Below are 13,794 nucleotides of genomic sequence, written 5' to 3'. Positions count from 1 at the left end.
GCGCCGGAGGAACCGGGGTCCACTCTGGCGCGACCTGCGGGCATGGGTCCAACAGAAGAATCCGATGAGATTCAGCGGATACGCTTCTCAGTCATGGAACTGCGCCACCTCCAGCACTTCGTCGCGGTCGCCGAGGACCGGCACTTCACCCGGGCGGCGGAACGGCTGATGGTGTCCCAGTCGGGCCTGTCCGCCTCGATCCGGGCGCTGGAACGGGAGCTGCAGACCCCGCTGTTCGTGCGGACCACCCGCCGGGTGACGCTCACCCCGGCCGGGCGGGCGCTGCTGGGCGAGGCGGAGCGGATCCTCGCACAGGTGCGGGCCGCGCACGAGGCGGTGGCCGCGGTGCAGGGCGTGCTGCGCGGCATGCTCGCCCTCGGCAGCGAGCAGTGCATCGCGGGGGTGAACGTGGCGGGGCTGCTCGCCGCGTTCCGGCGGCGCCACCCGGACGTGGAGATCTCCCTCAGGCAGGCGGGCTCGGGCGCGCTCGCCGAGGAGGTCGCCGCCGGGCGCCTGGACCTGGCGTTCGCGGTCCGCACCCGGGAGGACAGCGACCAGCTGCGGTCGGTGCCGCTGGCCGGGGAGCCGATGACGGTGCTGTGCCATCCCAGCCACCGGCTCGCCGCCGCCGGCGCCGCCGTCACGCCGGAGGACCTGGGCGGCGAGGTGTTCGTCGACTTCCACCCGGACTGGGGGCCGCGCCGCACCACCGACGCCGTGTTCGCCGCCGCGGGCGTGCGGCGCAGCGTCGCGCTGGAGGTGAACGACGTGCACAGCCTGCTCGACCTGGTGGACGAGGGCCTCGGCATCGCCGTCGTGCCCCGCCACTTCCGGCTCAAGCGGGCCTCGCTGACCGCCCTGCCCGTGCAGGGCACCGGCGAGACGGTGTACGAGACCGTCGCCCTGCTGCCGCCCCCGCAGGCCATCAGCCCGGCGGCGCGGGCGCTGCTGGAGCTGCTGGAAACGGGGGGCGGATGAGCGGGGAGTGCGCCATGGTGGTCCCATGCACGCGAAGGACATCCTCATCGACGGCTACGGCCGCATCCGGGAAGAGGTCCACGCCGCCGTCGGGGGCCTCGGCCCCGACGGCCTGAACGCCCGCCCGGCCGCGGACGCCAACTCGATCGCCTGGCTGGTCTGGCACCTGACCCGCGTCCAGGACGACCACGTGGCGGACGCCTTCGGACTGGAGCAGGTGTGGCTGGCGCAGGGCTGGGAGGAACGCTTCGGCCTCGGACTGCCGCGCCACGACACCGGGTACGGCCACAGCTCCGCGAAGGTCGGCAAGGTGCGGGTCGACTCCGCCGACCTGCTGACCGGCTACTACGAGGCCGTGCACGAGCAGACCCTCGGGGCGCTGCGGGAGCTGACCGCGAAGGACCTGGAGCGCGTCGTGGACGAGAACTGGGACCCGCCGGTCACCCTGGGCGTGCGGCTGGTCAGCGTCCTGTCCGACGATCTGCAGCACGTCGGACAGGCCGCCTATGTGCGGGGGCTCCTTCAGAGCACGGCCGCGTAGCCCGGCAGGACGACGTCCTCGATGAGGGCCCTGCGCTCGTCGAAGGGGAGGAAGGCGCTCTTGAGGGCGTTCACGGTGACCGTGCGCAGGTCCTGGAGCGTCCAGCCCGCCTGCTCCACCAGCAGGGACATCTCGCGGGTCATCGTGGTGCCCGAGACCAGGCGGTTGTCGGTGTTGAGGGTGACGCGGAAACCGAGGTCCTTCAGAGCCGTGATCGGGTGCTCGGCGATCGAGGCGGCGGCGCCGGTCTGCAGGTTGGAGGTCGGGCACATCTCCAGGGCGATCCGGCGGTCGCGCACCCAGCCGGCGAGGCGGCCGAGCTTGCCGGCCGCGAGGTCGGGGATGTCGTCGACGATGCGCACCCCGTGTCCGATGCGCTGGGCGCCGCACACCTGGAGCGCCTGGTGGATGCTGGGCAGGCCGTGCGCCTCGCCGGCGTGGATGGTGAACGGCACGTTCTCGCGGCGCAGGTGCTCGAAGGCGGCGAGGTGGTCGGCGGGCGGGAAACCGTCCTCGGCGCCGGCGATGTCGAAGCCGACGACACCGGCGTCCCGGAAGGCGACGACGAGGTCGGCGATCTCCCGGCTGCGGTCGAACATCCGCATCCCGCACAGCAGGGTGCCGACCCGGACCGGGGTGCCCGCGGCCGCCGCCTTCGCCATGCCCGCCGCCAGGCCCTCCTGCACGGTCTCCACGACCTCGGGCAGGGTCAGCCCGCCCTTCAGCATCAGCTCGGGGGCGTAGCGCACCTCGCCGTAGACGACGCCGTCCGCGGCGAGGTCGAGGACGTACTCCTCGGCGGCGCGCAGCAGGCCCTCGCGGGTCTGCAGGACGGCGAGGGTGTGCTCGAAGGTGGCGATGTAGCGGACCAGGTCGCCGGAGTTGGCGGCCGCGAAGTACCAGGCGGCGAGCCCGTCGGGGTCGGCGGCGGGCAGGGGGTGGCCGACCGCGTCCGCGAGCTCCACCACGGTGGCGGGGCGCAGGCCGCCGTCGAGGTGGTCGTGCAGCACGGCCTTGGGCAGCCGGCGGAGGGTGTCGGTGTCGATGCGGGGCGCGGTCATGCGTGGGGCGTCTTTCGTCGGTCGGGAAGGCGTCGGTCGGGGCCGTCGCCCGGAAAGGCGTCGGCCGAAGTCGCCGGCGGGGCGTGGGCCGGGGTCAGCCGGCGGCGGGCTGGAGCAGGTCCCAGCGGTTGCCGTACAGGTCCTGGAAGACGGCGACCGAGCCGTACGGCTCGTGCCGCGGCTCCTCCAGGAACCGCACGCCGGCGGCGCGCATCCGGGCGTGGTCGCGGGCGAAGTCGTCGGTGTGCAGGAAGAAGCCGACGCGCCCGCCGGTCTGGTCGCCGATCCGGGAGCGCTCAGCCTCGTTCTTGGCGCGGGCCAGCAGCAGCGCGGCCCCCGCTACCGGACCGTCCGGCTCCACGACGACCCAGCGGGAGCCGTCGGGGCGGGGCGTGTCCTCGGCGAGCCGGAAGCCGAGGGCCCCGGTGTAGAAGCGGATCGCCTCGCCGTAGTCGTCGACGACGAGGGTGACCAGGGCGATGCGTGACATCGGCGCCTTTCGGGACGGGTGGTTGACGGGAGAGGTTATACGTAAAACCCGCAGGGCGCCAGTCGGTCCGGAACGGCCTTCGGTCAGCCGGCCGCGGGCATCCCCGGTCGATGGCCTCCCGGGCCGGCGGACGTCGCTCCGGTGGTGCGCCGCTCCCGATCACGCGGAGGAAGGGAGCTGTCCGCGCACCCATTCGGGATCGGGGTTGGTGTGCGGCCGGCCCTTCACGACGACAGTCGGCACGGTCTCATCGCCGCCGTTGGCCGCCCTCACCGTCGCCGCTCCAGCCGGGTCACGCCAGATGTCGACCCAGTGCAGCCGGCGGGCGCTGCGGCCCAGCCGGATGCGCAGGCGCAGACAGTACTTGCAGCCCGGCCGCCAGTAGACGACCGGCCGGCCGTCGGCCGCGCTGCGGCGTTCCGCCTCCAGCGCACCGATCGACCTCGGGAAGACCAAGGGCGAGTTCACCCCTGCGAGCAGCACGAACACCGGCAGGACCGCCGCGGCCTCGCCGGGGCTGCCGCCGAGGACCAGTCCGGCCGCGACGGCCGAGCCGCAGAGCACGAGCAGCGTCGGCAGGATCCAAGCGCGCATCATGACCACGCAGACTATTCGGTGAGGGGAGGTGCCGCTCGGGGCGGGCCGCTCACCCGGGCGTCCGCCGGACGGGCGGGCAGCCCGCGCATGAGCATGCGCTCCGTCTCCTCGTCGTGCGGTCGCCTCCCGGCCCGTGACCGGGGCCGGAAGACGGGTTCGGCGGACGGCCCGCTCCGCGGATCGCCGCCCCGGCCGGCGTGGGCACTCCGAGAGCCGGCCGGACCGCCCTTCGGCCTGCGACTTCGAGTCGGCGGGGCGCCGGCGGCCGTGCCGCGTACGCCTCCTTCCGGGTACGCCCGCGGGCGGTCCGGGCGTGGCGCGGGGAGCGCGAACCGCCCGGCCGGCCCCTCGTGCGGGACGGGATCCGGGCAGCGCGGGGGCGGGAGGGCCGGAGGACGGCGCCGCCCGCCCGCCGGGCCCGGCCGGCGCGGCCGGCGGGCGGGTACGCGGTCCGGTCCGGGTCAGCAGTAGAGGTTGCCGCCCGGCGGGACGCCGAGGATCTGGGCGAACTGCTGGTACTTCGTCACCCGGCTCTGCACCTGGGCCGGGTTCTTCCCGTCGCACTCCAGGGAGCCGTTGATGGAGCGGATCGTCTGGCCGAAGCCGGCGCCGTTCACCATGGCGTTGTGCGGGGTCATGGTGCCGGGACCGCTCTGGGTGTTCCAGTACCACAGGGCCGTCTTCCAGGCCACGGCGGCGTCGTTCTGCACCAGCCACGGGTTGTTCAGCAGGTCGATGCCGAGCGCGTCGCCCGCGGCCTTGTAGTTGAAGTTCCAGCTGAGCTGGATCGGGCCGCGCCCGTAGTAGGCCGCCTGGCCGGCCGGGCAGCCGTAGGGCCGGCTCCAGTCGCAGTAGTGCGGGTAGTTGGCGGTGTTCTGCTCGACCACGTGCACCAGTCCGCCGGTCTCGTGGCTGACGTTGGCGAGGAAGGCCGCGGCCTCCTGCTTCCTGGTGGTGTCGCTGCCGGTGTTGGCGAAGCCGGGGTAGGCGCCGAGCGCGGCGGTGAGGCCGCTGTAGGTGTAGAAGGGGTTCCGGTTCGGGAACATCTGGTTGAACTGGGCCTCGCTGACGACGAACGAGCCGACGGGCGTGCCGGAGCCGCCGCTGTCGCAGGCGTACGGCTCCCAGTACCAGGTGCTGATGGTCGGGTCGTAACCCGGGTTGTCGTGCTCGGCGATGTACGCCTTGCCGTCGGTGTAGCGGACGATGTCGCCGGCGACGTACGGCTTGCCGGCCACCCAGCTCGGATAGCTGGAACACGCGGCGGCGGAGGCCTCCGCGGCCGGCAGCAGCACCGGCACGGCGGCCGAGAGGGCGAGCGCGGTCACGACGGCGGACAGGCGGCGTCTCGACACAGGGATCAACTCCTTCGTGCGACACGACCGCCCCCGGCGGGGCAGGGTGAGGCAAGGCCTGCTGCGGGGGCGCGGCCGTGGTGGGGGGTGTGGGAGCACACTCAACCGTATTGGTATGTACCAGTCAAGGGTGTAGACCAATCTCGGTCATCCGGCCCGCCCTCTCCCCCGAGCCGCGCCCGACGGCCCGTCAAATCCGGCCGCACCCCGGCCCGCCACGGGGCGAAGCCCCTCCCGGGGGGCCTGCCGGAGTACGTCACTCGACCCCGTGCACGTGAACACCCCGATGCTCCAGGACGTCCCCGCGGACAGTGATGCGGCCGATCGCGTCCGCCTGGTTGAGGGTGAACCACAGGGCTCCGTCGGGTCCGGCCGCGATGCCGTAAGGCCCGGCGTCCTTGTCCGCCACGGAGATCTCTCGGATGGTCGGGGCGTCAAAACGGTGCACGGCGACTCCTCGTGGAGCGGTGGGGCGAGGATCAACCGGCGTTCCCGGCCGGTGTCGCGGCTCGGTCCCGCACCAGGTCGAGAATGATCGCAGCGAGATCGGCAGGCCGGGTCATGGGGACGTTGTGATGGGAGCTGATGTCGATCAGCCGGCGGCCGGGGGCGGCGTCGACGACGGCGCGCACCTCGTCGCGCCGTGAGGCGTAGAAGCCGTCCTCGGCCAGCACGATCGTCATCGGACAGGTGAGGCGGTCGTACACATCGACGGCCGGGAAGACTTCCGCATCGGGCTCCACGGCGGTGACGGTCACGACCTCCTCGACGGCCGGCCGCCGTACCCACCGGTGACCGCAGCGCGTGAAGGAGCGCCGCGTGACCTCCTCGACGAGCCCGGGTCGTGCTCCGGCGTTGAGCCAGTCCTCTCCGGCCTCCCGCACGCACTGCTCGACATAGGCACGCATCCGGTCGTCGTCGGCTTTCCAGCCGTAGCGGAACATCGTCCGCAAGCGGTCCGCCGCCTCGGTGGTCCGCAGGGCGGCATGCTCGGCGAGTGACGCGTCACGGTCGTCGAGTACCACGCCGTCCACGACGCAGAGGGCGGCCGGTTCCACAAGTCCAGCGGCAGCGGCGGCCGTCACCGCGTACCCGCCGGTGGAATGGCCCACCAGCACGGGGCGGTCCCAGGCCAGCGCGGTGACGACGCCACCGATGTCTCGCCAGTACTGCTCGGGGCCGGTGGAGTCGAGCCGGGTCTGCCCATGGCCACGCAGGTCGAGGGCGACCGGACGGCACTCGCTCACCAGACGGGACGCCACGTCCGCCCAGACCGCGGCGTTGTGTCCGCTGCCGTGGACGAGCAGCACGCCCGCACCGTGACCGCCGAAGTCCACACCGGACAGGACCCCGTCCACGACGGGGAGTTCGATCTCTGCTCCGATCACCACCGCACCCTGTCCGCGAGAGGACAACCGGTGCAACTGCTTTTCTCACAGGAAGCCAGAAGGGGGGCGGGGGTTCGTCGAGGCCGTGCCGGGGAGCGGACACGCGGTGGGAGCGAGGAACATGCGGCCCCGGCGGATCGCGGCCGCGTCGCCGATCGCGTACCCCTCGGGGTGGGACACCGACCGCAGCGCGGCGTCGGTGACGATGCGTCCGCGCTCGTCGACGGCCGGCCCGGCGGCGGACGGGTCCGCCGCCGACGCCCTGCCGCGTTCCCGGCCCCCCTGCTCGCGAACGGCTAACTCGCGAACGGCACCTGGGCCGAGGGGGCGGGCTCCGTGGCGAACGGGTGCCGCCACAGCCCCTGCGCGGCCAGCCGCGGCAGCACGCCCTCGCCGAACCAGTACGCCTCCTCCAGGTGCGGATAGCCGGACAGGACGAACTCCTCGATGCCCAGGGCGTGGTACTCCTTGATCCGCTCGGCGACCTCGTCGTGGCTGCCGACCAGCGCGGTGCCCGCGCCGCCGCGCACCAGGCCGATGCCGGCCCACAGGTTGGGGTGGATCTCCAGGCGCTCGCGGCTGCCGCCGTGCAGGGCGAGCATGCGCCGCTGCCCCTCGGACTCGCTGCGGGCGAGCCCGGCCTGCACGGACCGCACGGTCTGCGGGTCGAAGCCGTCCAGGAGGCGGTTCGCCTCGGCCCAGGCCTGCTCGGCGGTGTCGCGGGTGATGACGTGCAGCCGGATGCCGAAGCGGAGCGTGCGGCCCTGCTCCGCCGCCAGCGACCGGATCCAGGCGATCTTCTCGGCGACCTGCGCGGGCGGCTCGCCCCAGGTGAGGTACACGTCGACGTGGCGGGCGGCGACCTCGCCCGCGAGGGGCGAGGAGCCGCCGAAGTACACCTCGGGGACCGGGTCGGGGACCCGGGCCAGCGCGGCGTCCTCGACCCGCAGGTGCTCCCCGGCCAGGTCGACGGTCTTGCCCTCCCACAGGCCCCGCACGATCTCCAGGAACTCGCCGGTGCGGCGGTAGCGGGCGTCCTTGTCGAGGAAGTCGCCGTAGGCGCGCTGCTCGTGGCTCTCGCCGCCCGTGACGACGTTGAGCAGCAGCCGTCCGCCGGTCTGCCGCTGGAAGGTGGCGGCCATCTGCGCGGCGAGCGTGGGCGAGACGAAGCCGGGGCGGAAGGCGACCAGGAACTTCAGGCGTTCGGTGTGCCGGCTCACCATCGCGGTGGTCAGCCACGCGTCCTCGCACCAGGCTCCGGTCGGTGTGAGCGCGCCGACGAAGCCCAGGTCCTCGGCGGCGCGGGCGATCTGGCTCAGGTAGGCGACCGTGGGCGGCCGGTCCCGTCCGGAGGCGGTGGCCGGGGTGCCGTGGCCGCCGCCGACGACATGGCGGCTGTCGCCGTTGGTGGGCAGGAACCAGTGGAAGGTGAGGGACACGGGGTTCTCCGATCGGGGGCGTCCGTTACAGCAGGCCGTGCCGGGGTGGCCGGGTGCCGTGCAGCACGTGGCGGCCGAGGTGCTGGATCTTCCAGCGGGCCGGGTCGTGCAGGGTGTGGGTGCGGGCGTCGCGCCAGTGGCGGTGCAGGTTGAGCGAGGCGAGGGCCGAGCGGGTGCCGGAGACCTCGAAGAGGGCGCCGGCGACCTCGACGGCGGCCGCCGCGGCGTGCGCCTTCGCGGCGGCGACCGCGAGGGAGGCCTCGGCGGCCGAGTCGTCGGTGAGGCGGGCCGCGGCGGCGTCCACCGTGCGGGCGGCCTCGCGCAGCAGCGCCTCGGACGCGCGCACGCTCAGGTCCAGTTCGCCGAACCGCTGGATCAGCAGCGGGTCCTCCCCGGCCGTCTCGAACCCGCTCTCGAACCAGGGCCGGCTCCTGGTCCGGACGAACTCGGCGGCCTCGGCCAGCGCCCCCCGGGCGATCCCGGTGTCGATGGCGGCGTGCAGCAGCTGGGCGACCGCGCCGTGCAGCTGCGGGCCCTCGAAGGTGAGGTGGTGCGGGAACACCCGGTCGGCGGGGACCGGTACGGCCTCCAGGCGGACGGTGCCGCTGGCGGTGGTGCGCTGGCCCATGCCGTCCCAGTCGTCGATCACGGTGAGGCCGGGGGCGTCGCGCGGCACCAGGGCGACGTGCAGCAGATCGTCCCCGGCGCGGGCGAGGACGGGGATCCAGTCGGCGAACAGGGCGCCCGTGGCGTAGTGCTTGACGCCGTCGAGGAGGTACGAGCCGTCCGGCCGGCGCTCCAGACGGGTGCGGATGTCCTGCACGTGCTTCGTGCCCGCCTCCGACTGGGCGTTGCCGAAGCGGCGCCCGGCGAGCAGTTCCGCGTAGAAGAACTTCCGCTGCTCCTCGGTGCCCTGGCGGCGGATCACGTTCACGTACACGAAGTGGCTCTGCGGGATCTGGGCGATGCTGGCGTCGGCGGTGGCCAGCAGCCGGAAGATCTCCGCGAGGGTCTCGTGGCGGACGTCCGCCCCGCCGTGCTCGGCGGGCACGGTGACGGCGAGCAGGCCGGAGGCGGAGAGCCTGGCCACCTCCTCGTGCGGCAGTCTGCGTTCGGCGTCGCGCGCGGAGGCGCCCGCGCGGAACTCCTCGGCGAGGGCGGCGGCGACGGCGAGCGCCTCGGCGTCGTCGGCGATCAGGTGCGCGGTCATGCCGCCCGGCCCGCCGCCGCCAGCGCCGGGACGGGCCCCAGCGCCGCCGAGAACTGGTCGACCACCTGCGCCAGGGCCTCGAAGGCGGCCTGGGCGACGGTGAGGGAGCCGTCCTCGTGCACGGTGATGTCCTTGTCGAGGGTGAACCAGCCCTGCACGATGTGGGCCGCGCCCATGGAGTTCAGCACCGGGCGGAGCGCGTAGTCGATGGCCAGGACATGGGCGGTGGTGCCGCCGGTGGCCAGCGGCAGCACCGTCTTGCCGGTGAGGGCGTACTGCGGGAGCAGGTCGAGCAGCGCCTTGAGGACGCCGGAGTAGGACGCCTTGTAGACGGGGGTGCCGACGACGACCCCGTCGGCGCGGGCGACCAGCTCGGTGGCCTCGACGATCGCCGGGTGGCGGAAGTCGGCGCCGAGCAGCGCCTCGGCGGGCAGGGTGCGGACGTCGAGCGGGATCACCTCGTGGCCGTGTGCGACCAGCCGGTTGTCCAGGTGGCGCAGCAGTCGGTCGGTGCGGGAGGAGGCGGAGGGGCTGCCGGAGACGGACAGGACGGTGGCCATGGGGTCCTCTTCTCGGAAGGCGTTCGTGGCGGGCGCCGGGCCCGGGGCGCCCGCGTGCGGCGGGCGCCCCGGGCGGGATCGGTCAGGAGTACCAGGTGGGTTCGGGCAGTTCGCCCTCGAGGACCCAGCGGCCGACCTCGCGGCGCTTGTAGGCGACCGGGTCGTGCAGGGTGTGGGTGCGGACGTTGCGCCAGAACCGGTCGAGGCCCTCGGCGGTGGTCGTGGAGCGGGCGCCGGTGACCTCGAAGATGCGGTTGGTGACCTCCAGGGCGACGTCGGTGGCCCGGGCCTTGACCGCGGCCACCCGCACCTCGAACTCGCCGCGCGCCTGCTCGGTCACCGCGTCCGGGTCGTCGTGCAGCTTCTGCCCCTCGGCGGCGACCGCGTCGGCGAACGCCTCGACGGCCCACAGCTTGGCGGTGAGGTCGCCGTAGGTGTCGATGACGTACGGCTCGTCGACCGCGCGCTCGTACCCGCCGTGCAGCCAGGACCGCGCCTTGGTGCGGGTGTAGGCGGCGGCCGTCTCCAGCGCGCCGGCGGCGATGCCGAGGTAGAAGTTGACGAAGACCAGCTGGATGGTGGGGACGTTGAGGGTGTTGTAGACGCGCGGCTGGAACTCCTTGCCGACGTAGCCGGCCGCCGAGGACCACGGGGTGCGGACGCCGTCGATGGTGACGCTGCCGCTCTCGGTGAGCCGCTGGCCGATGTTGTCCCAGTCGTCGTGGAAGGTCAGGCCCTCGCTGTCGGAGGGCACGATGGCGAAGACGTGCTTGTCGGTGCCCTCGAAGACGCCTTCCAGGACGGTGACGTCGGAGACCTTGCCGCCGGTGGAGAAGGACTTGCGGCCGGTGAAGACCAGGTCGTCGCCGTCCTCGGTGACGACCACGTCCTTGTCGCGCGGGTTGACCGCGCCGCCGAAGAACCAGCGGTTGCGGGCGGCCTCGGCCTCGACGTGCTCCCACTGCTCGCGGGTGCCGACCAGGCGGGCGGCCCAGTTCCACAGGTAGTGGTAGCCGAGGAGCTGCCCGATGGAGCCGTCGGCCTTGGCGACCTCGCGCACGACGCGGTAGGCGGTGGGCCAGTCCTGGCCCGCGCCGCCGTGCTCGACGGGGCCGAGCAGGGTGACGAGCCCGGAGTCCTTCAGCAGCCGGACCTCGGCGTACGGGGTGGCGCCGGCCCGGTCGCGTTCGACGGCGTCGGTGGCGAGGACGGCGGCGACCTCGGCGGCGCGGGCGATCCACTCCTCGGCGGTCTTCGGGGTGGGGCGGGTCCGCCAGTCGGCGGGCGTGGCGGTGCTCATGGGCGTCGGCCTCTCTTGTGGTGCGGTGCGGTCAGGCGTGGGCGGGGACGGAATCGGCGACGGGGGCGGCGGGCGGGCCGGCCTCCAGCTCGCGGACGAGCGGCAGGACGCGGCGGCCGAAGTACTCGACCTCTTCGTGATAGTGGAGGAAGCCGAGGAGGAAAAGGTCGACACCGAGCCTCTTGTAGGCGACGATCCGCTCGGCGATCTGCTCCGGGGTGCCGATCAGGCCGGTGCGGAAGCCGTCGTTGTACTGCACCAGGTCCTCGAAGGTGGAGTCCTGCCACATGCCCTTGCCGTCGGCGGTGGATGGGCCGGCCTGCCGGACGGCCGCGCCGAAGCCCTCCACGGCCTCGGTGTCGGCCCGGGCGACGATCTCCCGGAGCGTCTCGCGGGCCTCGGCCTCGGTGTCGCGGGCGATGAGGAAGGCGTTGAGGCCGAACTTCGGGGGGGTGCGGCCGGCCCGGGCGGCGGAGGCGCGGACGTCGGCGAGCTGCTCGACGACCCCGTCGAAGTCCCTGCCGTTGGAGAAGTACCAGTCGGAGACGCGGCCGGCCATGGCGCGGGCGGCGGTGGAGTTGCCGCCCTGGAAGATCTCCGGGTGCGGCCGTTCGGGGGTGTTGAGGGGCTTGGGCTTGAGGGAGAAGTCCCGCAGCCGGTAGAAGTCTCCGGCGAGTTCGGCGTGGTCCTCGGTCCAGATCGCGCGCAGGGCGCGGATGAACTCCTCGGACCGGCGGTAGCGTTCGTCGTGCTCCAGCCAGGGCTCGCCGAGGGCGGTGAACTCGCCCTTGAACCAGCCGCTGACGACGTTGACGGCGAAGCGGCCGTTCGACAGGTGGTCGGCGGTGGCGCCGAACTTGGCGAGGACGCCCGGGTGCCACAGGCCCGGGTGGACGGCGGCGATGACCTTCAGCCGCTGGGTGGCGAGCAGCAGCGCGAGGCTGAAGCCGGTCGACTCGTGCTGGTACTCGGCGCCGTAGCTGGCCATGTAGCGGACCTGGCTGAGCGCGTACTCGAAACCGTTGTGCTCGGCGAGGACGGCGAGCTCGCGGTTGTACTCGTATCCCCAGTCGGTGCGTTGCTCGATCCTGCTGGTGACCAGGCCGCCGCTGACGTTGGGGACCCAGTAGGCGAATTTCACGGGCTGCGCGGACATGCGGAACTCCTGTTGCGTGACTGCCGGGAAAAGACAGGAAGAAGGCAGGAAAAGAGCCGGTACGCCGAATTCACCGGGCGCGACGGCGCACGGAATTCAGGCGATGCGGTGGAAGAGCGACGCACGGCTTCCCGGGGGAAGGCGGGTGCGACGGTGCGGGGAAGCGGCGGATCGGCGGGGATCAGGCCGCGTGGCAACAGGAGGCGCTGGAGACGCGCGCGAGGTCGACATGGCGTCGCCGCGTGAGGTCCAGTCGCATCTTCATGCCGTCGATCGTGACAGCCGCCGGTGAGGACAGTCAAGGAAAACCCGACCGTTCTCGTATCCCGGACCATTGAATTTCACGAACGCGTGACAGGGAAACCCTTGCACGCGCCGGGAATCCGCCCGCATTCTGCTGGCGTGCGGACCGAGCAACTGGAATACATCGCCGCGGTGACCCGGCTGGGCTCCCTGCGCCGCGCGGCCGAGGAACTGCGCCTGTCGCAGCCCGCGTTGAGCGAGACGGTGCGGAACCTGGAGCGGGAGCTGGGAGTCGACCTGCTGGAGCGCAAGCGTTCCGGGGCGACGATGAGCGCGGCGGGCCGGGAGCTGCTGCCGCACATCGTCGACGTCCTGGACGCGGTGGACCGGCTGCGGGCGGCGGCGGGCGAGCAGCACCGCATCAGCCGCATGGTGCGCGTCGGCACCGTGAACGCGGCGACCGTGCCGCTGCTCATCCCGGCCGTGCGGGAGTTCCGCGTCGCGCATCCGCTCACCCAGGTCGAGGTGGTCGCCGCGCAGCAGACGGACATCCACCGGGCGCTGCTGGAGGGCGGTTTCGACCTCGGGCTGGTCAACCACCTGGAGGGCGACGACATGCCCGCGGAGTTCGAGTCCACCGAACTGGTGCGCGGCCGGCCGGTGGTGTGCATGCGGCCGGACAGCCCGCTCGCGGCCCGGGCCGCGGTGTCGGTGGACGAGTTGCTGGCCGAGCCGCTGGTCGCCATGCGGTCCGGCTATGTGATGCACCGCTATGTGCACCGTCTGCTGGACGGGCGCCTGCCGTCCTTCGCCTACTCGACGGACGGCGCCGAGATGGGCAAGCTGATGGTCGCCGAGGGGCTGGGGGCGACGGTGCTGCCCGACTTCAGCGTCGTCGGCGACCCCTTGGAGCGGTGCGGGGCGATCACGTACCGGCCGCTCGCCGGTGACACCCCCCGGATCCTGCTGATGCTGCGGCGCCGCCGGGCGGAGTCCGTGCCGCGGGCGGCGCGCGATCTGCACGAGGTGTTCGTGCGCAGGGCGCGGCGGCTGGAGGACGCACCGCCCCGGTCGGGGTGACCCCGTCCGGCGGCCCGTTCCGCGGCTACTTCTCGCCGTGGTCCGGGACCACCACGAGGAAGGCGTCCGACTTCAGGTCCATCACGACCGTCGCGGGCTCGCCCTCCGCGCGGCGCGCCGCCGCGTATTCCTCCGCCGGCCACGATCCGCGCGGGGATCCCGCGGGGAACCGCTCCAACACCTTCGCGCCCATCGCGGCAGACACGTGACACCTCCGGATCGACCATCGACTCGAACCGACATTTCCCGTGCCATCCGCGTGCCCTCGATCGGGGCGGACATGTACGGCCTGCCGGAATTGCGAGCGGCGACCGGGCGGGCACCCGCCCGGCGCGTCCGGCCGGCACCCGACGCGCGGCCGGCCGAAGTCGGATCGTAGCCATGTCGTTCTGTGAG

15 protein-coding genes and 1 pseudogene are annotated in these 13,794 nt (G+C 73.1%); 3 read left to right on the top strand and 13 right to left on the bottom strand.

Translation table 11 applies throughout. From position 1 onward, the window contains the following. Positions 1–93: 93 nt before the first annotated feature. Both ABD363_RS23145 and ABD363_RS23140 read left to right on the top strand, forming a co-directional pair. Complete coding sequence (locus ABD363_RS23145; protein WP_344606664.1) at positions 94–978, top strand: LysR family transcriptional regulator; 885 nt, start codon at positions 94–96, stop codon at positions 976–978. 25 nt (positions 979–1,003) lie between these two features. Further along, entirely contained in the window at positions 1,004–1,519 is a 516-nt protein-coding gene (locus ABD363_RS23140; protein WP_344606662.1) for a mycothiol transferase, read from the top strand. Here ABD363_RS23140 and ABD363_RS23135 read toward each other — a convergent pair. The 12 genes and pseudogenes from ABD363_RS23135 to ABD363_RS32700 form a co-directional block, all read right to left on the bottom strand. Then, entirely contained in the window at positions 1,501–2,580 is a 1,080-nt protein-coding gene (locus ABD363_RS23135) for an adenosine deaminase (protein WP_344606660.1), read from the bottom strand. The two genes, ABD363_RS23140 and ABD363_RS23135, sit on opposite strands and share 19 nt — an antisense overlap. Before the next feature lie 94 nt (positions 2,581–2,674). Further along, complete coding sequence (locus ABD363_RS23130; RefSeq protein ID WP_344606658.1) at positions 2,675–3,070, bottom strand: VOC family protein; 396 nt, start codon at positions 3,068–3,070, stop codon at positions 2,675–2,677. Between the two features lie 159 nt (positions 3,071–3,229). Further along, positions 3,230–3,667 (bottom strand): glutaredoxin domain-containing protein, encoded by a 438-nt coding sequence (locus tag ABD363_RS23125; protein ID WP_344606656.1) that lies wholly within the window; start codon positions 3,665–3,667, stop codon positions 3,230–3,232. Between the two features lie 461 nt (positions 3,668–4,128). After that, positions 4,129–5,022 (bottom strand): glycoside hydrolase family 19 protein, encoded by an 894-nt coding sequence (locus ABD363_RS23120; RefSeq protein WP_344606654.1) that lies wholly within the window; start codon positions 5,020–5,022, stop codon positions 4,129–4,131. 286 nt (positions 5,023–5,308) lie between these two features. Beyond that, positions 5,309–5,446: pseudogene (locus ABD363_RS23115) on the bottom strand (virginiamycin B lyase family protein); the annotation flags it as partial. A gap of 55 nt (positions 5,447–5,501) precedes the next feature. Beyond that, complete coding sequence (locus ABD363_RS23110) at positions 5,502–6,410, bottom strand: alpha/beta fold hydrolase (RefSeq protein WP_344606650.1); 909 nt, start codon at positions 6,408–6,410, stop codon at positions 5,502–5,504. A gap of 296 nt (positions 6,411–6,706) precedes the next feature. Continuing rightward, complete coding sequence (locus ABD363_RS23105; RefSeq protein ID WP_344606648.1) at positions 6,707–7,849, bottom strand: LLM class flavin-dependent oxidoreductase; 1,143 nt, start codon at positions 7,847–7,849, stop codon at positions 6,707–6,709. Between the two features lie 25 nt (positions 7,850–7,874). Continuing rightward, a complete protein-coding gene (locus tag ABD363_RS23100; RefSeq protein WP_344606647.1) occupies positions 7,875–9,059 on the bottom strand; it encodes an SfnB family sulfur acquisition oxidoreductase in 1,185 nt (394 codons plus the stop codon). After that, positions 9,056–9,619, bottom strand: a complete 564-nt coding sequence (ssuE, locus tag ABD363_RS23095; RefSeq protein ID WP_344606645.1) for an NADPH-dependent FMN reductase — start codon at positions 9,617–9,619, stop codon at positions 9,056–9,058. Before ssuE ends, ABD363_RS23100 begins: the two co-directional genes overlap by 4 nt. 82 nt (positions 9,620–9,701) lie before the next feature. Next, on the bottom strand, positions 9,702–10,919 hold the full coding sequence (locus ABD363_RS23090; protein ID WP_344606643.1) for an acyl-CoA dehydrogenase family protein: 1,218 nt from the start codon (positions 10,917–10,919) through the stop codon (positions 9,702–9,704). Between the two features lie 31 nt (positions 10,920–10,950). Then, the gene (sfnG, locus tag ABD363_RS23085) at positions 10,951–12,075 is read right to left on the bottom strand and encodes a dimethylsulfone monooxygenase SfnG (protein WP_344606641.1); all 1,125 of its coding nucleotides are present in this window, start codon (positions 12,073–12,075) and stop codon (positions 10,951–10,953) included. Between the two features lie 181 nt (positions 12,076–12,256). Continuing rightward, positions 12,257–12,334, bottom strand: a complete 78-nt coding sequence (locus tag ABD363_RS32700) for a putative leader peptide (RefSeq protein WP_384264940.1) — start codon at positions 12,332–12,334, stop codon at positions 12,257–12,259. A 143-nt stretch (positions 12,335–12,477) separates the two neighbouring features. On the opposite strand from ABD363_RS32700, the gene ABD363_RS23080 reads away from it, so the two are divergent. Continuing rightward, positions 12,478–13,398 carry a LysR family transcriptional regulator gene (locus tag ABD363_RS23080; protein ID WP_344606639.1) on the top strand — a complete coding sequence of 307 codons (921 nt, stop codon included), beginning with the start codon at positions 12,478–12,480 and terminating at the stop codon, positions 13,396–13,398. Between the two features lie 25 nt (positions 13,399–13,423). On the opposite strand, the gene ABD363_RS23075 is transcribed toward ABD363_RS23080, so the two are convergent. Beyond that, positions 13,424–13,603: a hypothetical protein gene (locus tag ABD363_RS23075; RefSeq protein ID WP_344606751.1), complete on the bottom strand. Its 180-nt coding sequence runs from the start codon at positions 13,601–13,603 to the stop codon at positions 13,424–13,426. Positions 13,604–13,794 lie beyond the last annotated feature (191 nt).

Source organism: Streptomyces glaucus (genome assembly GCF_039533365.1).
GTDB lineage: Bacteria > Actinomycetota > Actinomycetes > Streptomycetales > Streptomycetaceae > Streptomyces > Streptomyces glaucus.
Note: the sequence above shows the minus strand (reverse complement) of the source record. Positions and strands in the feature narration are given on the sequence as shown.